28 protein-coding genes are annotated in these 22,377 nt (G+C 40.9%); 26 read left to right on the forward strand and 2 right to left on the reverse strand.

The window, feature by feature from the left end; all coding sequences use genetic code 11:
* Positions 1 to 2 precede the first annotated feature (2 nt).
* Complete coding sequence (locus CYP84_RS03110; RefSeq protein ID WP_103636646.1) at positions 3 to 1,193, forward strand: NifS family cysteine desulfurase; 1,191 nt, start codon at positions 3 to 5, stop codon at positions 1,191 to 1,193.
* A 16-nt stretch (positions 1,194 to 1,209) separates the two neighbouring features.
* A complete protein-coding gene (locus CYP84_RS03115) occupies positions 1,210 to 2,202 on the forward strand; it encodes an iron-sulfur cluster assembly scaffold protein NifU (protein ID WP_004318029.1) in 993 nt (330 codons plus the stop codon).
* Between the two features lie 71 nt (positions 2,203 to 2,273).
* Here the strand turns inward: CYP84_RS03115 and miaA are convergent, their stop codons facing one another.
* Together miaA and CYP84_RS03125 are read right to left on the reverse strand one after the other, a co-directional pair.
* Positions 2,274 to 3,149 (reverse strand): tRNA (adenosine(37)-N6)-dimethylallyltransferase MiaA, encoded by an 876-nt coding sequence (miaA, locus tag CYP84_RS03120; RefSeq protein WP_103636647.1) that lies wholly within the window; start codon positions 3,147 to 3,149, stop codon positions 2,274 to 2,276.
* A 2-nt stretch (positions 3,150 to 3,151) separates the two neighbouring features.
* A complete protein-coding gene (locus tag CYP84_RS03125; protein WP_103636648.1) occupies positions 3,152 to 4,366 on the reverse strand; it encodes an NAD(P)/FAD-dependent oxidoreductase in 1,215 nt (404 codons plus the stop codon).
* A 102-nt stretch (positions 4,367 to 4,468) separates the two neighbouring features.
* On the opposite strand from CYP84_RS03125, the gene mqnP reads away from it, so the two are divergent.
* From mqnP to CYP84_RS03245, 24 genes are all read left to right on the forward strand, one after another.
* Complete coding sequence (gene mqnP / locus CYP84_RS03130; RefSeq protein WP_430393505.1) at positions 4,469 to 5,329, forward strand: menaquinone biosynthesis prenyltransferase MqnP; 861 nt, start codon at positions 4,469 to 4,471, stop codon at positions 5,327 to 5,329.
* Positions 5,326 to 5,847, forward strand: coding sequence for a hypothetical protein (locus tag CYP84_RS03135; protein ID WP_103636650.1), 522 nt, complete (start codon positions 5,326 to 5,328; stop codon positions 5,845 to 5,847). The genes mqnP and CYP84_RS03135 overlap by 4 nt, the downstream gene beginning before the upstream one ends.
* A gap of 9 nt (positions 5,848 to 5,856) precedes the next feature.
* Positions 5,857 to 6,363, forward strand: a complete 507-nt coding sequence (locus tag CYP84_RS03140) for a DUF6115 domain-containing protein (RefSeq protein ID WP_004318037.1) — start codon at positions 5,857 to 5,859, stop codon at positions 6,361 to 6,363.
* A 133-nt stretch (positions 6,364 to 6,496) separates the two neighbouring features.
* A complete protein-coding gene (gene moaA, locus CYP84_RS03145; RefSeq protein WP_035142762.1) occupies positions 6,497 to 7,465 on the forward strand; it encodes a GTP 3',8-cyclase MoaA in 969 nt (322 codons plus the stop codon).
* The gene (locus tag CYP84_RS03150) at positions 7,465 to 8,220 is read left to right on the forward strand and encodes a 7-carboxy-7-deazaguanine synthase QueE (protein ID WP_103636651.1); all 756 of its coding nucleotides are present in this window, start codon (positions 7,465 to 7,467) and stop codon (positions 8,218 to 8,220) included. Before moaA ends, CYP84_RS03150 begins: the two co-directional genes overlap by 1 nt.
* Positions 8,220 to 8,801: a 6-pyruvoyl trahydropterin synthase family protein gene (locus CYP84_RS03155; protein WP_103636661.1), complete on the forward strand. Its 582-nt coding sequence runs from the start codon at positions 8,220 to 8,222 to the stop codon at positions 8,799 to 8,801. Before CYP84_RS03150 ends, CYP84_RS03155 begins: the two co-directional genes overlap by 1 nt.
* A complete protein-coding gene (locus CYP84_RS03160) occupies positions 8,801 to 9,004 on the forward strand; it encodes a hypothetical protein (RefSeq protein ID WP_009295012.1) in 204 nt (67 codons plus the stop codon). Before CYP84_RS03155 ends, CYP84_RS03160 begins: the two co-directional genes overlap by 1 nt.
* Positions 9,001 to 9,402: a hypothetical protein gene (locus CYP84_RS03165; protein WP_103636652.1), complete on the forward strand. Its 402-nt coding sequence runs from the start codon at positions 9,001 to 9,003 to the stop codon at positions 9,400 to 9,402. Before CYP84_RS03160 ends, CYP84_RS03165 begins: the two co-directional genes overlap by 4 nt.
* Positions 9,403 to 10,059 (forward strand): 16S rRNA (uracil(1498)-N(3))-methyltransferase, encoded by a 657-nt coding sequence (locus CYP84_RS03170; RefSeq protein WP_103636653.1) that lies wholly within the window; start codon positions 9,403 to 9,405, stop codon positions 10,057 to 10,059. It begins immediately after the preceding gene.
* Positions 10,060 to 10,140: 81 nt separating this feature from the next.
* On the forward strand, positions 10,141 to 10,341 hold the full coding sequence (rpmE, locus tag CYP84_RS03175; protein ID WP_009295018.1) for a 50S ribosomal protein L31: 201 nt from the start codon (positions 10,141 to 10,143) through the stop codon (positions 10,339 to 10,341).
* Positions 10,342 to 10,344: 3 nt separating this feature from the next.
* The gene (gene rsmI / locus CYP84_RS03180) at positions 10,345 to 11,160 is read left to right on the forward strand and encodes a 16S rRNA (cytidine(1402)-2'-O)-methyltransferase (RefSeq protein WP_103636654.1); all 816 of its coding nucleotides are present in this window, start codon (positions 10,345 to 10,347) and stop codon (positions 11,158 to 11,160) included.
* A gap of 100 nt (positions 11,161 to 11,260) precedes the next feature.
* Positions 11,261 to 11,941 carry a 23S rRNA (guanosine(2251)-2'-O)-methyltransferase RlmB gene (gene rlmB / locus CYP84_RS03185; RefSeq protein ID WP_103575386.1) on the forward strand — a complete coding sequence of 227 codons (681 nt, stop codon included), beginning with the start codon at positions 11,261 to 11,263 and terminating at the stop codon, positions 11,939 to 11,941.
* Positions 11,934 to 12,875: a phosphatidylglycerophosphate synthase gene (locus tag CYP84_RS03190; protein WP_103603484.1), complete on the forward strand. Its 942-nt coding sequence runs from the start codon at positions 11,934 to 11,936 to the stop codon at positions 12,873 to 12,875. The genes rlmB and CYP84_RS03190 overlap by 8 nt, the downstream gene beginning before the upstream one ends.
* Positions 12,869 to 13,651 carry a hypothetical protein gene (locus tag CYP84_RS03195; RefSeq protein WP_103636655.1) on the forward strand — a complete coding sequence of 261 codons (783 nt, stop codon included), beginning with the start codon at positions 12,869 to 12,871 and terminating at the stop codon, positions 13,649 to 13,651. Before CYP84_RS03190 ends, CYP84_RS03195 begins: the two co-directional genes overlap by 7 nt.
* A 9-nt stretch (positions 13,652 to 13,660) precedes the next feature.
* Positions 13,661 to 14,869: an LL-diaminopimelate aminotransferase gene (locus CYP84_RS03200; protein WP_103590353.1), complete on the forward strand. Its 1,209-nt coding sequence runs from the start codon at positions 13,661 to 13,663 to the stop codon at positions 14,867 to 14,869.
* Complete coding sequence (locus tag CYP84_RS03205) at positions 14,866 to 16,128, forward strand: homoserine dehydrogenase (protein WP_103636656.1); 1,263 nt, start codon at positions 14,866 to 14,868, stop codon at positions 16,126 to 16,128. The genes CYP84_RS03200 and CYP84_RS03205 overlap by 4 nt, the downstream gene beginning before the upstream one ends.
* Position 16,129: 1 nt before the next feature.
* Positions 16,130 to 16,471 (forward strand): YraN family protein, encoded by a 342-nt coding sequence (locus CYP84_RS03210; RefSeq protein ID WP_103636657.1) that lies wholly within the window; start codon positions 16,130 to 16,132, stop codon positions 16,469 to 16,471.
* Between the two features lie 73 nt (positions 16,472 to 16,544).
* Positions 16,545 to 16,859 carry a thioredoxin gene (gene trxA, locus CYP84_RS03215; protein WP_021092602.1) on the forward strand — a complete coding sequence of 105 codons (315 nt, stop codon included), beginning with the start codon at positions 16,545 to 16,547 and terminating at the stop codon, positions 16,857 to 16,859.
* Positions 16,859 to 17,305: a hypothetical protein gene (locus CYP84_RS03220; protein WP_021089433.1), complete on the forward strand. Its 447-nt coding sequence runs from the start codon at positions 16,859 to 16,861 to the stop codon at positions 17,303 to 17,305. The genes trxA and CYP84_RS03220 overlap by 1 nt, the downstream gene beginning before the upstream one ends.
* Positions 17,306 to 17,314: 9 nt before the next feature.
* On the forward strand, positions 17,315 to 18,253 hold the full coding sequence (locus tag CYP84_RS03225; protein ID WP_103636658.1) for an NAD(P)/FAD-dependent oxidoreductase: 939 nt from the start codon (positions 17,315 to 17,317) through the stop codon (positions 18,251 to 18,253).
* Between the two features lie 344 nt (positions 18,254 to 18,597).
* Positions 18,598 to 19,368, forward strand: a complete 771-nt coding sequence (dapB, locus tag CYP84_RS03230; RefSeq protein WP_012001050.1) for a 4-hydroxy-tetrahydrodipicolinate reductase — start codon at positions 18,598 to 18,600, stop codon at positions 19,366 to 19,368.
* A gap of 270 nt (positions 19,369 to 19,638) precedes the next feature.
* On the forward strand, positions 19,639 to 20,976 hold the full coding sequence (purF, locus tag CYP84_RS03235; protein ID WP_103636659.1) for an amidophosphoribosyltransferase: 1,338 nt from the start codon (positions 19,639 to 19,641) through the stop codon (positions 20,974 to 20,976).
* Positions 20,973 to 21,635, forward strand: coding sequence for a hypothetical protein (locus tag CYP84_RS03240; RefSeq protein ID WP_103636660.1), 663 nt, complete (start codon positions 20,973 to 20,975; stop codon positions 21,633 to 21,635). The genes purF and CYP84_RS03240 overlap by 4 nt, the downstream gene beginning before the upstream one ends.
* Positions 21,636 to 21,751: 116 nt before the next feature.
* Positions 21,752 to 22,377 (forward strand): hypothetical protein (locus CYP84_RS03245; protein ID WP_141089189.1); only part of this gene is annotated, 626 nt, incomplete at its 3' end.

Below are 22,377 nucleotides of genomic sequence, written 5' to 3' on the forward strand. Positions count from 1 at the left end.
ATTTGAAAGTATATTTAGACAATAACGCCACAACGATGGTTGATCCAGAAGCTTTTGAACTTATGAAGCCGTTTTTTTGCGAAAAATACGGCAATCCAAACTCACTTCACAAATTTGGCTCAGAGACCCATCCAGCGCTAAGAACAGCGCTAGATCAGCTCTACGCCGGATTAAATGCAAAAGATAGCGATGACATCGTCGTTACCTCATGTGCGACCGAGAGCAACAACTGGGTTGTAAAAGGCATCTACTTCGACAAGATCGCAACTGGCGAAAAAAAACGCATCGTCACCACCGCAGTCGAGCATCCAGCCATTTTAGCAACTTGTAAATTTCTAGAAAAATATGGCGTGGAGCTTACGGTTTTAGACGTAAATAGCGACGGTATCGTTACTCCAGAGCAGCTAAGGGCTGTCATGGACGAAAATGTCGCACTTGTCGCCATAATGAGCGCAAACAACGAAACTGGCATGATCTTTCCTATAAAAGAGCTTGCCAAAGTCGCCCACGAATACGGCGCATTATTTCACACTGACGCCGTGCAGGCAGTCGGTAAGATAAAGATAGATGTTCAAGACCTAGACGTTGATTTTTTAAGCTTTTCAGCTCATAAATTTCACGGACCAAAGGGCGTTGGAGCGTTATTTATAAAAAATAGCATGCCGCTAAGCAGCTTGCTTCACGGCGGCGAGCACATGGGCGGACGCAGAAGCGGCACGCTTGACGTACCAGGTATCGTTGGCATGGGCAAGGCGCTTGAGCTAGCAAATAAATTTATGGATTACGAGCACTCACACGTTCGCCGTTTGCGTGACAAGCTAGAAGACGCACTACTACAAATTCCAGACGTTAGCGTCGTTGGCAAAAAAGAGCAACGCGTGCCAAACACCATCCTAGCCTCTATCAAAGGCGTCGAGGGTGAGGCTATGCTTTGGGACCTAAATAGAGCTGGCATAGCAGCATCTACTGGCTCTGCCTGTGCGAGCGAGACGCTAGAGAGCAACCCTATCATGGAGGCGATCGGCGCTGACAAAGAGCTAGCCCACACCGCACTTAGACTCTCACTTTCTAGGTTTAACACCGAAGAGGAGATCGACTACGCGATCGAACATATAACAAAAGCGATAAATAGGCTAAGAAGCATATCAAGCACCTTCGCGTACGCCCCAGAGTGGCATAAGAGTGGATTATAAAATTTAAAGGAAAAACATGGCAAAAAATAACTTAATCGGCGGCTCTATCTGGGATGAATACTCAAAGGTAGTGCAAGATAGGATGAATAATCCTAAATTCATGGGCGAACTAACCGAAGAGGACGCCAAAAAAGCAAACGCAAAACTCATCATCGCTGACTTTGGCGCAGAGAGCTGCGGCGACGCGGTAAGGCTTTACTGGCTCGTTGATGAGAAAACTGACAAGATAATAGACGCTAAATTTAAAAGCTTTGGCTGTGGTACGGCTATAGCTAGCTCTGATACGATGGCTGAGCTTTGCATCGGCAAAACAGTCGATGAAGCAGTCAAGATAACAAATTTAGATGTTGAAAGAGCTATGCGTGACAACCCAGACACCCCAGCTGTGCCACCTCAAAAGATGCACTGCTCGGTTATGGCATACGACGTCATCAAGGCAGCTGCTGCAAGCTACAAGGGCATAGACCCAGAGCACTTTGAAGATGAGATCATCGTTTGTGAGTGCGCTAGAGTGAGCCTTGGCACGATCAAAGAGGTGATAAGACTAAACGACCTTCATACGGTTGAGGAGATCACACAATACACCAAAGCAGGCGCATTTTGTAAATCATGCGTTAGACCTGGCGGACACGAGAAAAAGGACTACTACCTTGTTGATATCTTACGCGATACTAGGGCTGAGATGGAGCAAGAGAGGCTTGAAGCTCAGGCAAATGCTCAAGCAAACAACACGCTTAGCGACGTTAGCTTTGAGAGCATGACGATGGTTGGCCAGCTAAAAGCGATCGAGTCGATCATCGATAAAGAGATCCGCCCGATGCTTATGATGGATGGTGGAAATTTAGAGATCATAGACATCAGAAACGATAACGGCGAAAATATCGACGTTTATATTCGCTATCTTGGCGCTTGCTCAGGCTGCTCAAGCGGCTCGACTGGCACACTTTATGCGATAGAAAATGTCTTGCAAGAGAGCCTAAGCCCAAAAATCAGGGTAATGCCTATATAAATTTATCGAACGGCTTCTTTTGGAGCTGTTCGCCTCTACTAAACTAAATTTACCACCAAGACAATTTAAATTTAACCTTTTAAAAATTTCAAAATTTCACTTCTAGTCTGCGCCAAATCGCCCACAAATTTCTTCTCAAACTGCGATCGGTTAAATGTTCTCTGACGCTTAGCAAGCTGGGCTGTGTGCGTGGCGATGAGCGTTTCTAGCTCACTTTTTGAAATTTCGCCCTCCAAAAACTGCTTGCACTCTTTTAGGCCTATCGATTTTAGGGGTTTAGGCTCGCTTTTATACTTGTCAAATAAAAACTTCGCCTCATCTATCAAGCCCTCATCTAGCATATTTTTCGTTCGCTTTGCTATGCGAGCTCTAAGCTCCTCTTTGTCCCACAAAATTTCAAATATCGCAAGCTCTTTTATGACGCTCTCTTTGGTATTTTGCTTTAGCCAAATGCTTGGGATTTGCCCGCTAAATTTATAAATTTGATACCATTTTTCGAGGCGGTAAGAGTCGTTTTGACTAAATTTACTTGCAAACTCTGGATCGTTTTGTAAAGCTAGCTCGTAAATTTCTTCGTTGCTTAAATTTAACTCGCATTTTGGCACGTCTGGCGCAAGACCGCCAAGCATCGCCTTTAGATAAAAGCCACTGCCTCCTGTGATGATGAGCAAGCACTCTTGCGAGCGCGCAAATTCCTTTGCGTTTTTATAAATTTCAAAAAATGCCCCAACGCTAAATTCCTCATCAGGGTAAATTTCATTCACCCCAAAGTGCCTCACAGCCCCCAGCTGCCAGGGCTTTGGCTTTGCGCTGGCGATATCTATCTCTTTGTAAAGCGCAAGCGAGTCAAGGCTTAAAATGACGCCACCAAATTCCTTTGCTAGCTCAAAGGCTAGGTCGCTCTTGCCGCTTGCTGTAGTGCCAATTAGTGCTAGCTCGCCAAACAAGCTTAGCCCTCATAAAGTGAGCTAAATAGCAAAATTTCATCGCTTTGCTCGTTACTTTTACCCTCTTTTATGAGATCAGCCAAAACGCCTGCAAAGTGCGGCGCAAAGCTTAGTTCGTTTAGCCCGTACGCTTGGTTATAGAGTAAATTCTCATATGTCTCGTCGCGTCCGATCGCTGGCTTGTCGTTTGAGCTAAGAAGGACGAAATTTGCCCTAAAACTAGGCTCTTTTAGCTCGCTTATGCCAAGGTGTCTTTTTAGCTCGTTTAAAAATGCGTTGATCTTTTCTGTTTTTACAAGCGTATCGATCGCGCCCACTTGTAAATTTGTGATGATCGTGACGCCATTTTTGGTTGGATAAATTTTGGCAAACATATCATTTAAAATGATCGGCTTTTTAGGGATCTGACCCTCGCTTAGCACAAGATCGATCGTGTAAAATTTAGCCAAAATGGCGCTTAAATTTGTCCCAAGCTTGCTTGAAAGCTCCAAGCTTCTACTAGCCACGACAAAGCTATCAGCCTCGTATTCGCCAGTCCTGCCAACAGCCTTTTGCACGGCTTGCCCCTGTGTTTTTAGCTCATAAATTTCATCATTTATAAACTGCGCTCCAAGCTCATTTAGCTCGCTAACAAGCGCCTTTTTTAGCTCAGCCGCATCTATACTCGCGTTTTTGCTTAGATTTAGCGCACCTTTTATATTTTTATTTATCAGACCAAAATTTGCCAGCTCACTATCCACGCTTAAAATTTCTTGCTCGCTATCAGCGACCCTTGTCTCATCAAGCCTCTTTTTAAAGCTCTCATCCTCGCTAAAGATGAGATAAACGCCGCTCTCATCAAAATTTATCTGCGGATATTTTTCGTTTAGCTCTTTTAAAATTTCAAAGCTCTTTTGTCCAAATTTTTTAAACAAAATTCTCATCTTTTTGTCGTGAGCCTTTGTTGATTTAAGCGTGAAATTTGCCATCCAAGCTCTAAAGTTTTCATTTAGGCAAAGCGCTATATCAAGCTCGCTTTTTTTACTAACCAGCCCCAAAAACGAGCTAGATATCGCTCCATCTCTTGCGAGCGCTGGGGTGTTAAATGGGGTTAAAATTCCGCTTTCAAACTCATCTTTTTGGCTACTAATAACTAAAATTTCTTCATTCTTTTTAGCTAGCTCAAGCGCCGTAAATAACGCACTAAAACCATCTCCGATAATCGCTATTTTACTCATCATAACCCTTCATTTTAAATTACTCTCGCAATGATAATATAAATTTAGATTTAAAGCAAAATGGTGTAAAATCAGACACTTTTTAAAAAGATGGAAATTTATATGATCAAAAAGCTAAAAGATATCGCAGAACTCATCGTTTTTAAGCACTCTGTTTTTGCTTTGCCCTTTATCTTTGTGGCGATGATAGTTGCGAGCAAGATAGAAAATGGCTCGGCTTGGTTTGGCTTTAAACTGCTTATTTTAGGCACTATTTGCGCGGTCAGCGCTAGAAATTTCGCCATGGCGTTTAACAGATACCAAGACGATGACATCGACAAGCTAAACCCACGCACCGCAAGCCGTCCAAGCGTAGATGGGCGCATCGGCAAGGGCAATATGCAGCTTTTCATCGTAGCAAACGCGCTTATCTTTATCATCTGCGCTTATTTTGTAAATTCGCTCGCATTTTGGCTAAGCTTCCCTATCCTTGCCGTGCTTGGCGGATACTCGCTATTTAAGCGATTTAGCGAGCTAGCGCACTTGGTACTAGGCCTTAGTCTTGGACTTGCTCCTATCGCTGGCGTGGTCGCAGTGAGCGCTGCTATACCGCTTTGGAGCGTGCTACTTTGCCTTGGTGTGACATTTTGGGTGGCTGGATTTGACCTGCTCTACTCGCTTCAGGATATTAAATTTGACCAAGAAAATAAGCTCTTTAGCATACCAGCCATTTATGGCGACAAGGCGACACTGTTTTTATCAGCCATTTTTCACGCCTTAGCTTTTATACTTTGGCTACTTTTTGCTTGGGCGGCTGGACTTGGAGCGATGGCATTTTTTGGCATTGTGATAAGTGGCGTGATATTATTTTTCGAGCATAGGATCGTAAGGCGCGACTTTAGCAAGATAGACCGGGCGTTTTTTACGCTAAATGGCTATTTGGGAATTTTATTTTTCATCTTTGTTTGGATCAGTGTATTGTGAGCGAAGTAAGACTTTTTAAAGCGCCTCTTAGCATGGTTTATGAGTGCGACAGAAGTGGGGATGAGAAATTTTTAAGAGAATTTAACTCTATCTTGCCAGGCGACGAAGATGCGCTTGGAGCGTGGCTAAAGCGAGCCAAATCACGCGGCGAGACCAAAGAGAGCGACCAAGTCTTGCTAACGCTTGTCATCGAGCTTCATAGAAAGATCGACGCGCTTAGTGATTATATAAAAAACGAGCACAAGCAATATTTGCCATTAAAAGAGAGCGCAGATATCGATGAGATCGGCTTTACGCATATAAAAATAAGCGAAGATAAATTTAAAAAAAATGAAATTTACTACGCAAGGATTATGATGCCTATCTTTCCAAAGAGAAATTTGAGCCTTTATCTAAGGGCACAGGACGAGAGGCTAGCAAAGATAGAGAACATGCACGAAGAGGACGAGGCCGACTGGAACGCTTACGTGACGGCTAGAGAACGTGTGATGATAAGAGAGCTTAGAGCGAATTCGTAAAGGAAAAATATGGAAATTTACATTTTTTTAGGTTTTGGCATCGTTTTAGCGATAATAATAGCTTTGATATTTATAAAAGATAGCGAGACAAATAAGAAATTTACAAGATATGAGCGTGCCATAGAGAGCGCCATACAAGAAAACTATAATCTCAAAAAGCAGCTGGCCGCACTAGCGAGCTTTAAGCCTGATGATGACGAGCAGCTAAAAGATGTAAAAGATGAGCTAAAAGAGCAGATAAACGAGCAGATAAACGAAAAAATCGTGCCGATAATCCGCGCTATAAAGAGCATCGAGCGAGTGATAGATGACTTTGCAAACGAACAAAAAGATAGGATGTTTAACCTTGAGGAGCGAACAAGAGATATCAATAAAATCGCCCCAAGCGTCATCAACGAAGAAGAGCAAATTCTAAAGATGTTTAAAGATGGCAAAAGCGCAGCCATGATCGCTAAAGATCTTCACGTGGGTATGGGGCGAGTTGAATTTGTGCTTAAATTTCATAAATTAGCCTAAATTTGGGCTAATTTTAAAAGACAAAACTACTCTTAAACTACAAAAATTAGCTTAAATTTTTATTTAAATTTAAATCTTTTAACATATAATTGAAAATTAAAAAAGCTCTAACCAAGCTTAAAAAAGGTGCTTTATGCTAATAGATAAATATGGTCGGGTTGTTGATTATTTAAGAATTTCTGTGACGCAGCGTTGCAATTTTAGATGTAGATATTGCATGCCTACGACGCCATTTAGTTGGACACCAAAAGAAAATTTACTGACATTTGAAGAGCTATTTTTATTTGTAAAAGTAGCTATCGACGAGGGTGTGAAAAAGATCAGGATCACAGGCGGCGAGCCACTCGTGCGCAAGGATTTGGACGTCTTTATAAAGATGATAAGCGATTATAAGCCAGACATCGATCTAGCGCTTACGACAAATGGCTTTATGTTGCCGCACTTTGCCAAAAGGCTAAAGGACGCTGGTCTAAAGCGCATAAATATGTCACTTGATACGCTAAATGAGCAAAAGGCTAAATTTATCGCTCAAAAGAGCGTCTTACACGAGGTTTTAGCTGGCTTTGAAGCAGCACTTGATGCTGGGCTAAAAGTCAAGATAAACACGGTCGCGCTAAAAGGCTTTAACGACGATGAGCTTGTAAATTTGCTTGAGTTTGCTAAATTTAGAAACTCTCAAATCAGATTTATCGAATATATGGAAAATTCGCACGCCAAAGAGGATCTAAAAGGGCTAAAAAGCGATGAAATTCTAAATATCATCTCGCAAAAATATAACGTCACAAAAGATGAAAAATTGCCAAACGCACCTGCGTCTATTTACAGACTTGATGACGGCTATAAATTTGGCATCATTGACCCTCACAAACACGACTTTTGCGAGAGTTGCAACCGCATCAGACTAAGTGCTGAGGGGCTTTTGATACCTTGCCTTTATTTTGAAGATGCACTAAGTATCAAAAAAGCAGTTGCAAATGGCGACATCGTCGCAGCAAGCGAGATCTTAAGGCAAGTGCTAGCTAATAAGCCAAAAGAGAACAAATGGGCTCTAGGAGCTGAAAATGAAACATCTTCAAGGGCTTTTTACCAAACTGGTGGTTGATGAGCAAAGAGCTAGAATTAGTTGAGGCATTTTTAAGCATCCAAGGCGAGGGCGCTTATCAGGGCAGGCTCGCTGTGTTTTTACGCTTTTTGGGCTGCAACCTAAACTGCTCTGGCTTTGGCGTAAAGACAAGGTCTTTAAAAACAGGTGAAGAGCTTTTGGGATGCGATAGCATAAGAGCCGTTTTTAAGGGACATTTTCACCACAAAAGATATAGCGCAGATGAAATTTTAAGCCTAGTTGATGGGCTTTGTAAAGGCTTAGAGCAAAAGCCGATCATCGTTTTAACAGGCGGCGAGCCACTCATCTGGCATCAAAATGAAAATTTCATAAATTTGGTAAGAAATTTGCTTATAAAATACGAGGTGCATTTTGAGACAAATGGCACGATCTTGGTTGATTTTACTAAATTTGAAATTTATAAAAATTGCCATTTCGCACTTGGAGTAAAACTAGCAAATAGCGGAGTTAGCGAGCAAAAACGCATAAATTTAGACGCTATTTTAGCTATCAAAAATAACGCTAAAAGCAGCTTTTTAAAATTTGTCATCTCGCGCTTTGACAAAAGCGAGCTGGAGGAAATTTTATATATAAAAGATAGAGCAAATTTGCCAGTTTGGTGCATGGCGATGGGCGCAAATGAGGACGAGCTAAGCAAAAATGCTCTAAAAACAGCGCAGTTTGCCATAAAGCATGGATTTAACTACTCAGAGCGTATCCACATCAGGCTTTGGGGCGACAAAGAGGGTGTTTGATGATTATTAGAAAACTTTTTAGATTTGAAAATGCGCATATCGTGAGATTTTGTAGCTCAAAGCGCTGCAGGACGAGCATCCACGGTCACAGCTACGTAGCAGAAATTTTACTTAGCTCAAATTTTCTTGATAACGCTGGCATGGTCTATGACTTTGGGCTGATGAAGCAAAACATAAAGACGATCATCGATAGCTTTGATCACGCTACGACCATATATTCAGGCGATAGCGACGAATACAAAAACGACCTTAAAAAGCACTCTGCAAGGTGGATCGAGATCCCGCTAAATCCCAGCGCAGAGCAGTTTTGCCGTATATTTTTTGTAATGATCGAAAGGCTTCTTGAACTTAGCGTGATGAACAACGGCGAGCGCGAAGTGAAGCTTCATAGCGTCATCGTCCATGAGACCGACACCGGCTATGCGCAGTGCTTCAAAGAGGACGCGATAAACCCACAAATGGGCGAGATAAGGCTTGGCGATATCAAATTTTCAGAGGCGATTATGGACGAGTGGGAAGATAAAAATTTGCTTGAAAAGATGATAAATAAGATAAAAATAGAAAATCCAAAGGACGTTTAATGAAAAAATTTATAACCTCTTTTTTGCTTATAGCTGGCGTATTTTTGGGATGTGGAGATAAAGAAGAGGCCAAAAGTGACGTTAGTGAGCCAGTCCCTAGTGATGTTACGATAGCTCAGCCTGATGCGAATGTAACTATCGACGAGCAGCTGCCACCTGAGCCAGTCGTCGAAGAAAATGAGCCTCCTAAAGAGAAGAAATGAACGAAAACTTAAGCTCGCTTTATGCTTATACTTTGCCATTTCACGTGACATTTTTTTATGCGCTACTTGCTTTAGCGGTGCTTTATCTAGCGCTTACTCAGTTTGGAGTGGGGAGTAAAAACTACGTGCTTCGTATAAGGTATTTCTTGCCTATTTATCATATGCTGCTTAGCTTTTTGGTGCTAACTGGGCTTATTTTGTGGGCATATTATAGTTACGAGCCAAAATTTAACGCTATAAAAATGCTTCTTGTCTTGATAGTTTTGATCGCACTTAGCGCCGTTGGGTATAAAAGGCTAAAGAGATATGCTGTTGCTGGCGAGCTAGAGAAATTTAAAAAATTTGCCCTTATTAAAGGCATTTGCGACATTATTTTGATCATCATAGCAGGGATTTAGATGAAATTTTTATATGATAAAAACGCTGGCGAAGAGCGCTTAAAAATAGTAAATGAAGCATTTTTACACCTAAAAGCTAGAAGGGTTGAGACAGGTGAGCGCATAAGTGTTAGAAATTTACGCGACGATAAAGAGTATATCTACGAGATCGATGAGATAGAGCGCAGAAGTGCAAATTTAAGCCTTGTCTTTGCCAGCCTAAACTGCGAGCATAAATTTGACTTTACCATCGCTTGGGCGGTCGTTGACCCAAAGACGATCGAAAAGGCGCTGCCATTTTTAAACGAGCTTGGCGTTGGCAAGATCGCCTTTGTCTATACTAAATTTTCTCAGGCAAATTTCAAGATCGACCTTGAAAAGCTAAACTACATAAACGCACTTTCATGCGAGCAGTGCGGGAGAACGTCGCTAATGGAGTTTGAAATTTACAAAAATTTAGACGAGCTAATGAACGTTTATAAAAATGTCTCGGCCATAAATTTTGGTGGCAAAAATTTAAATGAAAAAAGAGATGATGAGATATTAATAATCGGTCCAGAGGGCGGATTTAGCGAGGATGAGACGGCTAAATTTAAAAATATCTACGGCCTAAATACAAAAAATATCTTAAGATCACAAACCGCAGTCATATCTGTGGCGGCAAAATTTCTTGCTTGATTTATTTGATTTTTAGATTAGTTTTTATATAATCAGCAACTTTTAAGGTAACAAATAGCCCAAAATAATAAAGGAAAGATGATGAAAAAAGAGATCCATCCAGAGTATGTAGATTGCACCGTAACTTGCGCGTGTGGCAACACTTTTAAGACAAAGTCAAACAAAAGCGAAATCAGAATTGACATTTGCGACAAGTGCCACCCATTTTTCACAGGCAGCGAAAAGATAGTTGATAGCGCTGGCCGTGTTGAGAAATTTAAGAAAAAATACGCTCAAAAATAAGCCTTGCTCTACTTTGTTCCTACTCCAATAGGAAATTTAGAAGATATCTCGCTTCGTGCGATCAAAATTTTGCGTGAATGCGAGATAGCTATCTGTGAAGATACAAGAGTTTGCAAAAGCCTTGTAAATCTACTAAACGAACGCTTTGACGCAAATATAAATATCTCAAATTTTATCCCGCTTCACACCCACAACGAAGATGAATTTTTCGCAAATTTAAGTGATGAAATTTGGAGTAAAAATATAGCTTATATGAGCGATGCTGGCATGCCAGGCATAAGCGATCCAGGCGTTAGTCTAGTAAGATACGCTCAAAAAAATGATATCAAATACGAAATTTTAAGCGGAGCAAACGCTGCACTTTTAAGCGTAGTCGCCAGCGGACTTTGTGATAAAGAGTTTGTTTTTTTAGGCTTTTTACCAAATACCGGTAGAGAGAGGGCTTTAGCTATACAAAATGCTTTAAATTTAGCCTATCCAGCCGTGATCTATGAAAGCCCAAAACGCATATTAAGCTTAGTGCAAAGCATTGCAAATTTAGAACCAGAGAGAGAAATTTTTGCCATAAAAGAGGCCACCAAAAAATTTGAGACTAAATTTAAAAATACAGCCAAAAATTTAGCCCAAATTTTAGAAAAAGCAAATTTAAACGGCGAGTGGGCGGTGGTCATCTCAAAAAGCGCAAATATAGCCACTCAAAACATCACAAAAGATGAGATCATCTCGCTTGACATCGCCCCAAAAGCAAAGGCAAAACTACTTAGCAAAATAACTGGCAAGGACGTCAAAAAGATATACGACGAGCTCATAAAAGCATAAATTTAAAAGCTCAAATTCCCTCAAAAAGTTTCAAAAATTCACTCAAATTTAGAAGCGAAATAAGTTAAATTTTACTTGACTTTAGCTACCATAAGCAACCATGATAATATACGGAAAACAGCTATTTTTACATATTTTGAACAAGCGCCCACAAATCCTAGAAGAGATCTATCTCTCAAAAGAGTGTGATAAAAAACTCTTCTCTAAAATTTGTGGCACTGGCAAGAAGATCATCCGCGTGGATAATCAAAAAGCTCAGTCGATGGCGCATGGCGGCAACCATCAAGGCTTCTTAGCAAGCGTTAGTGAGTTTGAGTTTTCAGACTTTAGTGAGCTAAAAAAGCTAAATTTCATCGCCGTGCTTTATGGCATAAGTGACGTCGGAAACATCGGTGCCATCGCTAGAAGTGCCTATGCTCTAGGCTGCGAAGGACTTGTCATAGTTGCAAAAAGTGTAAATATGCAAGGCGTTTTAAGGTCAAGTAGCGGTGCTGCTTACGAGATACCAATAGCGATCTTTGAAGATGGACTTAGCCTGCTAAACGAGCTAAAACAGTGTGGTTTTAGGCTCTACGCGACGGCAAGCAACGGCAAAAATATAAAAGAGATGAAATTTGCTGGCAAAAGGGCTTTGGTGATGGGCTCAGAGGGCGAAGGCATACCGCAAAAAGCTCTAGCAAAGTGCGATGAGTGCGTCGGTATCAAGCTAAAAGACGGCTGGGACTCCCTAAATGTAAGTGCAGCTTTTGCGATAATTTGTGATAGGATGATAGATGAATGAATTAGAAAATTTAAAAGAGATAGGCATAAAAGAAATTTCGCGTAAAACGCACATTGAACCCACATTTTTACAATACATTTTTGACAAAAATTTTGAAAAATTATCACGCTTAAACATGAGAGGTTACGCCAAAATTTTACAGCGTGAGTACGGCGTCGATCTTAGCGAACTTCTCGCTGAATACGACGCATTTATGCAAGAAAATATGCCTGATGAGAGCAAAAAAACAAAAGTTAGCCCAAAAATTTCTTCTTACACACCTGAAGATGTCTCTATCCAAAGGCAAAGCAGTGGTGGTGGGGCTGGATTTTTCTTCTGGATCATCATTTTAGCTATCATCGCTGGCGGCGCTTACTACTTTGACGCTTACAAATACGTCCAAAATTTCATAGCAAGCTTAAATGAAGACAACACAAGCGTGAGCTACTCGCAATCAAGCATCGTAAATGAAGTGAAGAAAAATATAATCGACACAAATGTAACGATCTCTCAAAACACTCCAAAGATCGATGCAAACGCTTCAAGCGTGAAAATTTCAGCTCCAGCTGAGCAAAACGTGACTGTAAGTCCTGCTAGCGTTGATCAAAATGCCCTAAAACCTAGCATGGCAGCCCAGCCAGCTCCAAAAGTAGAGCAAAACGTGACAAAACCGCTAAATGAGGCGATCATCACGCCAAAACAACGCGTTTGGATAGGCATCATCAACCTTGAAAATGGCCAAAAAACATCAAGCGATACAAGCAAAAGCGTCAATATAAATTTAGACCAAAGACAGCTAGTCGTTTGCGGAAATGGCAACATCGAGCTTAAGATCGGCGACAAAGTAACAAAGTATAACCCAAGCCGCCCAGCTAGATTTTTAGTAGAAAATGGCGATATGAAATTTTTAACTTATGACGAGTTTGTCGAGATGAATAAGGGCAAATCTTGGTAAAAAAACTAGCCATATTTCTTCTTTTTAGCGTTTTTTCATACGCTTTTGATCTAAATAGCAGTGCAAATGCACTAAGTAGCGGAAAAGAACTGCAAATTTCTTTAGAAAATTTAGACACTAACGGCTCGCTAAACGTTGGCGAGCTGGTCTCAAGGCTAAAGCAAAGCTCGAACTACGATGCTCTCTCATTTAACTCAAATAGCTTAAATTTAAAATTTATAAGCACGCAAAAAGTCCCCTCAGCACTATTTGTAAAATCGATAAATTTAGCTCTTGAAGATGCAAACATAAGCGTGGCAAGAGTAAATTCTCTAAAAAATGGCAATGAAATTTCTTATGGGATTTTAGCTCTAAAAAGTGGCGGCATAGATCCAAATTTACTAAATTTCACGCTTAGTAAAAGCGGCTTTAAGATCATGGGATTTGATAGAGTTGATGGAAATTTAGCGCTTTATTTGGACGCTAAAAATATGAGCCTAAATGCCTCAAAAGTAAATTTTAACGAAGAGACTCCGCTTGTAAAAAGTGGAGGTGTCTATATCGTAGATATAGCAGGCGCAAGTAGCCTAAATATCATCTCAAACGAGCCAAACAAATGGGTGCCGCTTGTTAGAATTTATGATAAAAACTTAAACCAAATCGATCTAAAAAAAGAAAACGAGATAAAAACTAACTACACCATAAATTTAGCTAACGACGCAAAATATGCGTTAATTAGCGACAATAACGACATAACTAATATTAAAAACGAGATAATTATCAAGCTTATAAAATAGGAGCAAACAGTGTTTGATGAGATAAGATTTAATACAATTGAGCGTTTGCCAAACTACGTTTTTGCCGAAGTAAATGCTATAAAAATGGCAGCACGCAGAGCTGGCGAGGACATCATCGACTTTTCTATGGGCAACCCAGAGGGCAGAACACCGCAACACATCGTCGATAAACTATGCGAAAGCGCGCAAAAAGACAAGACTCACGGCTACTCAGCCAGCGCTGGAATTTACAAGCTCCGCCTTGCCATTTGCAACTGGTATAAGCGCAAATACGGCGTAAATTTAGACCCAGAAACCGAAGCAGTCGCCACTATGGGCAGCAAAGAGGGCTTTGTACATCTTGCTCAAGCCGTTATAAACCCAGGCGACGTGGCTATCGTGCCTGATCCTGCATATCCGATACACACGCAAGCGTTTTTGTTTGCTGGCGGAAGTGTCGCAAAGATGCCACTTCACTACAACGATAAATTTGAGCTAGATGAGAATAAATTTTTTGAAAATTTGATCCAGACGATACACGCAAGCTCGCCAAAGCCAAAATACGTAGTGGTAAATTTCCCACACAATCCAACGACCGTGACCGTACAAAAGAGCTTTTACGAGCGCCTTGTAAGCGTTGCAAAGCAAGAGAGATTTTACATCATCTCAGATATCGCCTACGCAGATCTTACATTTGATGGCTACAAAACGCCAAGCATTTTTGAAGTAGAAGGCGCAAAAGACGTTGCAGTCGAATGCTACACCCTTTCAAAAAGCTACAACATGGCAGGCTGGAGAGTTGGCTTTATGTGCGGAAACAAGAGACTTTGCGCCGCACTTAAAAAGATAAAATCATGGGTTGATTACGGCATGTTTACGCCGATACAAGTATCAGCTACAGTCGCGCTTGACGGCGATCAAAGCTGCGTTGAAGAGATACGCCAAATTTATGAAAAAAGAAGAGATGTGATGATAGAGGCCTTTGCTCAGGCTGGTTGGGAGCTTAAAAAGCCAAATGCTAGCATGTTTATCTGGGCGAAACTTCCACCAAAGGTTAGCCACTTAGGTAGCCTTGAGTTTTCAAAGCAGCTTCTTACAAAGGCATCAGTCGCCGTTAGCCCGGGTATTGGTTTTGGCGAGGGCGGAAACGACTATGTGCGTCTAGCTCTTATCGAAAACGAAAATAGGATAAGGCAAGCAGCAAGAAATATAAAAAAATATTTGAAAGAATTTGAATGAATGTAGCGATATTGGGCGTTGGAACCGTTGGCGAGTCGGTCGCAAAAATTTTACTAAAAAACAAAAAGCTAATCGCAGCAAGATGTGGCGAGGAGATAGTGCCAGTCATAGGTGTGGTTAGAAATTTAAACAAAAAAAGAGACGCTGGCATCCCTTTGACTGATGATATAAATAGCGTCATAAACCGCAATGATATCGACGTTTTTGTCGAGCTTATGGGCGGTGTTGAAGAGCCTTTTAGAGTGGTGAGTGAAATTTTAAAGCACAAAAAAGCGGTCGTCACTGCAAACAAAGCGCTTCTTGCCTATCATAGATACGCTTTGCAAAATTTAGCCAAAAACATGCCATTTGGCTTTGAAGCAAGCGTAGCTGGTGGCATACCGATCATTAGAGCCTTAAGAGAAGGGCTTAGTGCCAACCACATCTTAAGCATAAATGGCATACTAAATGGCACAAGCAACTACATCCTAACCTCGATGATGAATGAGGGCTCAAATTTCAAAGATGCACTTAAAAAGGCGCAGGAGCTTGGATATGCCGAGGCTGATCCTACTTTTGACGTGGGTGGCTTTGACACGGCTCACAAGCTTCTCATCCTAGCAAGCATAGCTTATGGCGTGCACGGCGATCCAGAAGATATCTTGATAGAAGGGATACAAGGCATCACGCCAGAGGATATATTTTTCGCAAAAGACTTTGAATACTCGATCAAGCTTCTAGCTATCGCCAAAAAAAGCGAAGGCAAGGTCGAGCTACGCGTGCATCCAGCGCTTGTGCCACAAAACAAAATGATAGCAAAGGCAAGTGGCGTGACAAATGCGATCAGCGTTGTTGGAGAGGTCGTTGGTGAGACGATGTACTATGGTCCAGGAGCTGGTGGCGACGCAACAGCAAGCGCAGTAATTAGCGATCTTATCGACATTGCAAGAGATAGCAAGTCGCCTATGCTTGGATACAAAGCGCCATTTGAGCTAAACACCTTAGAGCTGCTTGATCGCGACAGGATAAAGACGAAATACTACTTTAGGCTAAAAGTCGAAGACAAAATGGGTGTGCTAGCAAAGATAACAAATTTAATGAGTGAAAACAACCTCTCGATTGATAGCTTGCTGCAAAAGCCAAAAGATGAGAGCGAGTATGCCGTGCTATTTTTCACGACACACACGAGCTTAGAGGCTGATGCGAAGCGAACGATAGAGCTTTTAAAAGAGCAAGAGTATATAAAAGAAGAGCCATTTATGATGAGGATCGAGGAGTAGTTTGGGGCTAAAAGAGTATCTCTTTGGTAAGAGCTCCGAAGATAGGGCTTGCGAGTTTTTGCGTAAGCTTGGTTTTGTCATCTTAGAGAGAAATTTTCACTCTAAATTTGGCGAGATCGACATTATAGCGCTAAGTAGCGATAAAATTTTGCATTTTATTGAAGTAAAAGCAACTAGCGGAGGATACGAAGCGGAGTATAGGCTAAACAAGGCAAAATATATGAAAATTTTAAAAACAATAAATTTTTATATGATGAAAAATGAGCCAAACAGAGACTATCAGCTTGATCTGCTGGTTGTAAAAAATGAAACTTTTGAGCTGATAGAAAATATTAGTTTATAATAAAAATTATTATTTAGCTAAAATTTAAATTTGATTTTGTATAATTGCCACATCTTGAAAATAAGGAGAACAAATGGGAAAATACATCGAACTCACAAAAGAAAATTTTGATGTAACAAAAGAAGGCGTTGCTCTAGTAGACTTCTGGGCTCCATGGTGCGGACCTTGCCGTATGCTAGCCCCAGTGATCGAAGAGCTTGCTGAAGACTTCGAGGGCAAAGCGAAAATTTGCAAGGTAAATACTGATGAAGTGCAAGATCTTGCAGTTGAGTTTGGCATCAGATCGATCCCAACATTGCTATTTTTCAAAAATGGCGAGCTAGTTGAGCAAATGGTCGGTGCGCAGTCAAAACAAGCCCTAACTGACAAACTAAATTCGCTTCTTTAATGAGCGAAAAAAGAAGAGGAAGTCTGCTTCCTCTTACCTATATATTTGGTTCATTTTTTGGTGCAGCTATGATAGCGGCTGCATTTGCGTATAGTAACTATCGTTTTTCACAATATAAATTTGTTGATTTTGCGAAGCTAGTTTTTTACGAAAAAAGCGAAATTTTCACTCCAAAAGAGCCAAAATACACGCTTTTAATCTTCAGTTCAAATCAGTCAAAATTAGATGAAATTTTACCAACCAAAAATGAAACAGTTGTGGCGATCGATATCTTTCAAAAAAGATATGAGTCAAACTCAACACTAAAATACATAAGCTCTGATATAAATACAGTTTTAGAGCTGATGCGAAATTTAAGCATCACGAAGCTACCTAGCAGTGTTGAGATAGTTCATCAAAGGGGCGAAATTTACAAACAAAATTCGTCCATAAAAGTTTTAGAATAAAGGAAATTTATGCTTGATTTAGCGATCATCGGAGGCGGTCCAGCAGGACTAAGCGCCGGACTTTACGCCACTAGAGGCGGACTAAAAAATGTTGTAATGTTTGAAAAAGGCGAGCCTGGCGGTCAGATCACCTCGAGCTCAGAGATAGAAAACTACCCAGGTCAAAAAGCTCCTGGCGAGAGCGGCTTTGACTTTATGAGCACTTGGTGGAAGCAGTGCAGTGCGTTTGGATTAGTTCATAAGTGGGCAAACGTCGTTGGCGTTAGAAAAAATAGTGACGGCAGCTTTGAAATTTTACTTGAAGGCGGCAAGAGCGAGCAGGCAAAGGCTGTCATAGTAGCGACTGGCTCAACCCCAAGACGTGCTGGCTTTAAAGGTGAGGACGAGTTCTTTGGCAAAGGCGTTAGCACATGCGCAACATGCGATGGCTTCTTTTACAAAAACAAAGATGTAGTCGTCCTTGGCGGTGGCGACACAGCCGTAGAAGAGGCACTTTATCTAGCAAATATCTGCTCAAAAGTTTATCTAGTGCATAGACGCGACGAGTTTAGAGCAGCGCCAACAACCGTTGAAAAAGCTAGAAAAAATGAGAAGATCGAGTTTATAACAAGTGCGACTGTAAAAGAGGCGCTTGGCGATAAAATGGGCCTAACAAAGATCGTGCTTGATACTAAAAATGGCGAACGCGTGCTTGATGTGCCGGGCATTTTCACCTTTGTCGGACTAAATGTAAATAACGAAATTTTAAAAGACGAAAACGGCAAATTTATCTGCGAAATGGCTGATGGCGGACAGGTAAAGACTAACCTTAAGATGCAAACTAGCCTAAAAGGGCTCTTTGTAGCAGGTGATATCAGAGAGGATGCTCCAAAGCAAGTCATCGTTGCTGCAGGCGATGGCGCTGTGGCTGCACTTAGCGCTATGAGCTACATAGAAAGCTTACATTAATACTCAAATTTAGCCAAATTTTTGGCTAAATTTCTCTTTCAAAATAAATCATTTTAGTAAAAATTTATATTTTAAAATTGCTTGGTTTTTAGGCTTATCAGAGCATTTTTTTAAAATAGCATTAATAAAATAACCCTAAGACATAGCGTAGTCGCCCTTTGCATAAAATAGGCAAAAAGGGCGCTCTAATATAATCAATATCCATTTTTCTGATCGCTGCAGTTACCACAATGATAATTTTTTATTAAATTCTTGCCTAAAGTAGCTCTTTTTCAAAAGCCATTTCGTAATCTCTCTATAATAAATTTTATGTTAAATTTCAACCAAAAATCAAAGGATAAATTTTGGTAAAAATAGGACTTTACGGCGCTAGCGGCAAGATGGCTCAAAGCATCATCTCTTGTTTAAAAGATGAAAAAGACGCCACTTTAAGCGTCGCTTTTAGCCAAAAAAATGAGGTTGAAAATTTAAGTAGCGAGCTTTTGACAAACGACTTTGCTAAATTTTTTGAAGCGTGCGACGTCATCATCGATTTTAGCCAAAAAGAGGCGACCGTAGCACTGCTAAACTACGCTAGAACTAACCCAAAACCACTAGTTATCGGCACAACTGGACTAAATGACGACGAGAAAAACTTGCTTCACCTAGCATCAGGCACTATGCCAATACTCTACGCAACAAACATGAGTCTAGGCGTAGCAGTGTTAAACCGCATAGCAAGGATAGCTTCGAAAGTTTTACGAGAATTTGATATAGAGATCGTCGAGCAGCACCACAGACACAAAAAGGACGCTCCAAGTGGCACTGCGATGACCTTAGCAGGCTGCGTGGCAGAGGCAAGGGATCTAAATTTAAAAGATGTTTTAGTAACAGGCAGAGCTGGCATGGTGGGTGCAAGAAGTAAAGACGAGATCGCAGTTATGGCGCTTCGTGGCGGCGACGTGGTCGGTCGTCACACGGTTGGCTTTTACAATGACGGCGAATTTATCGAGCTAAACCATACTGCAACTAGCAGAGCGACCTTTTCAAAGGGTGCCATTAAGGCTGCCATCTGGCTAAAAGATCAGAGCAGCGGTCTATACTCGATAGACGATAGTTTGGGGCTTGATGATTAAATTTAGTCTTGATGATGTAGAGAGCTACAAGCTAGAATTTGGCGATAAATTCTACCTACCAGAGCGCAAAAAGCGTCAAAATTTAAGAGCTGGTGAGTTGATTTGAGATGATGAAATTTAGTTTTAGCGCATGTGGATTGTTATAAATGGTGCAAATAACGGCGAATATACCGGCACTTTGGATAACAAGCCACTTACAAAAAGTGTTTGGCGTTGGCTATGAAATTTAACTGCAAAGATAAATTTAAAAAGATGAAAAGAGGATAAAAGATGTGTGCGATAGTTGGTATCATAAATTCTAAGGATGCGGCGAAAACGGCGTATTATGCGCTATTTTCTATGCAACACCGCGGTCAAGAGGCAAGTGGCATCAGCGTCTGTGACGACGGCGAGATCTCCACTCACAAGGGCAACGGCCTAGTCACCGAGGTCTTTAACGAAGAGATATTAAGCTCACTAAAAGGCGACATGGCGATCGGCCACAACCGCTACGCAACAGCTGGCAAAAACTCAGGCCGTGACGCCCAGCCAATAGCCGCCAACTACGCCCTAGGTCAAATTTCTATCGTTCACAACGGAAATTTGGTCAATAAAGACGAGGTTAGAGACGAGCTTATCAAAGATGGCGCGATTTTTCAGACAAATATGGACACAGAAAACATCATCCACCTCATCGCAAGAAACCACGACGAACACCTGCAAGATCGCATCATCGCAGCACTTGATAAGATAAAAGGTGCTTACTGCTTGCTCGTGCAGTCACGCCACAAGACTTTTGCCATCAGAGATCGCTGGGGTGTTAGGCCACTAAGTCTTGGTAGGCTAAAAGATGGCGGATACATCGTAGCTAGCGAGACTTGCGCGTTTGATCTTGTGGGAGCGACATTTATAAGAGATGTTAGACCTGGCGAGATGATAGTTTTTGAGCATGGCAAGAGCGAGTTTCAAAGCTTGCAAATCTTCGAGCCAGATCCTAGAATTTGCGCCTTTGAGTACATCTACTTTGCGCGCCCAGATAGCGTGATAGAAGGCAAAAGCGTCTATGAGGTGAGAAAAAAGATGGGCGAGGTGCTTGCTAGAAAGAGCAAGGTAAAGGCTGACTTTGTAGTGCCTGTGCCAGATAGCGGCGTGCCAGCAGCGCTTGGATACGCAAACGAGAGCAAAATTCCATTTGAGCTAGCCATCACCAGAAATCACTATGTGGGCAGAACCTTTATCGAGCCAAGCCAAGAGATGAGAAATTTAAAAGTCAAACTAAAGCTAAACCCAATGTCAAGTGTGCTAGCTGGTAAAAGTATCGTCGTGATCGATGATAGCATCGTTCGTGGCACCACTTCTAAAAAGGTGGTCGATCTCTTAAGATACGCAGGGGCAAAAGAAATTCACTTCAGAGTTGCGTGCCCTGAGCTCAAGTATCCCGAGCGATACGGTATCGATACACCAAGCTTTGAGGAGCTAATAAGCGCCAAAAAAAGCGTCGAAGAGGTCAGAGAGTACATCGGAGCTGATAGCTTAGAGTTTTTGAGCATTGATGAGCTTAAAGAGAGTATCGGCAATGAGAGAAAATACTCGCTTGTAAGCTTTGATGGTGATTATTTCATAAAATGAGAAATTTAGTAGTTTTGCTGCTTGCAGCCCTCTTTTTTGTGGGCTGCTCGCAAAAGATACCTAGCAAAAAGGATGAAATTTCCATCATGGTGAACTACTTTGAGCTTGGTGGCGAAAAGCAGCAGCTACTAATCAAAAATATGCCAAATTTGGCTGAACTAAATGCCAGTGTGCCATTTTTTGGCATGATAAATTTCCTTGATCAAAATAAAACTACAAGTGCTTATTCTCTAGTAAGTGGCGTTATAAACGTCATAGAAGCTGATAGCGCCTCTATAAATTTAAACAAAACTAGTGATGTTTTGGCTCTTAAAAAATCTAGCGAGATAAGGTTTTATGAGATAAGACCTGACGTGGTTGAGAGCGTTAAATTTAGATCACCAAATGGCGTTTGCGGTGAGTTTTTGGCTCAAAAGCCAGTTCTTGTAAATGCGGCCACCAACTACTACTTAAGAGATGATAGCTTTTTTGCAAGCTTAATTGATGCAAAATTTGTCCATAAAAAGGGCGCAAAGATCTTAAAAAAGGAGTTTGCTTATAGCATTGCTGAGCCCAAAATCCTAGACGAAGCTAAAGAATTTACACAAAAACCAAACCAGCTTTTCTTAAATGATATGCAAAAGCTTGGCAGACTGCTTGACATACTCTGCACATTTTAGCAGACACTTATACACTAAATTTAAACTTTTTCATGGGCCAGCACCCTTTTAAAATTTATTTTAAGCACGGGGGGGGGTAGAATGGCCTTTTTAATCAAAAAAAGGAGAGTATAAAGATGAAAAAGCAAATTTTAGCTTCAGTCTTAGCCAGCGTGTTGGCCACAAGTAGCGTATATGCTTGGGGCTTTGGGAGTAGTAGAGAAAAGCCAAATTATGATTATAGCGCCGATAAAAAGCTTATAGAAACCAATACACAAAAAATTGGCACTGAAAAAGCAAAATATTGGTGTTTGGATCAAGGCAATGACCTAGGTTGTTTAGCATTAGAAAAATTAGAAGCTTTAGAGAATAAAGATCTCAAAAAAGTTATAAATTATTATGAAAAAACTATCCCTGAGTATTGTTATGATAAAAAATTTGCTCCAGCATGCAATATACCAGCTCTTGATTTGATAAAATGGAAAATAGTTTATTTCGCAAAGAAAAATGGAGATACTAAATCTATTTATTCTGACTATGCAAAAGCACTTTCTGAGTCAAAAGCAGATGTAAAAATGCTTGAATATGGCTGCGATGAACTAAAAAGTGCCTATATATGTAGAGATCTACGTGATATGTATAAAAATTTAGGCGACAGAGAAAAGATAAAAGAGTATAACGACAAAATGAAAAATGGCGATGAAAAATGGAATTCTGTTCTTTATGATTATCAGCACATGAGATATATAAATAGTAATAACTC

It is taken from the genome of Campylobacter concisus, from assembly GCF_002912425.1.
Lineage (GTDB): Bacteria > Campylobacterota > Campylobacteria > Campylobacterales > Campylobacteraceae > Campylobacter_A > Campylobacter_A concisus_AH.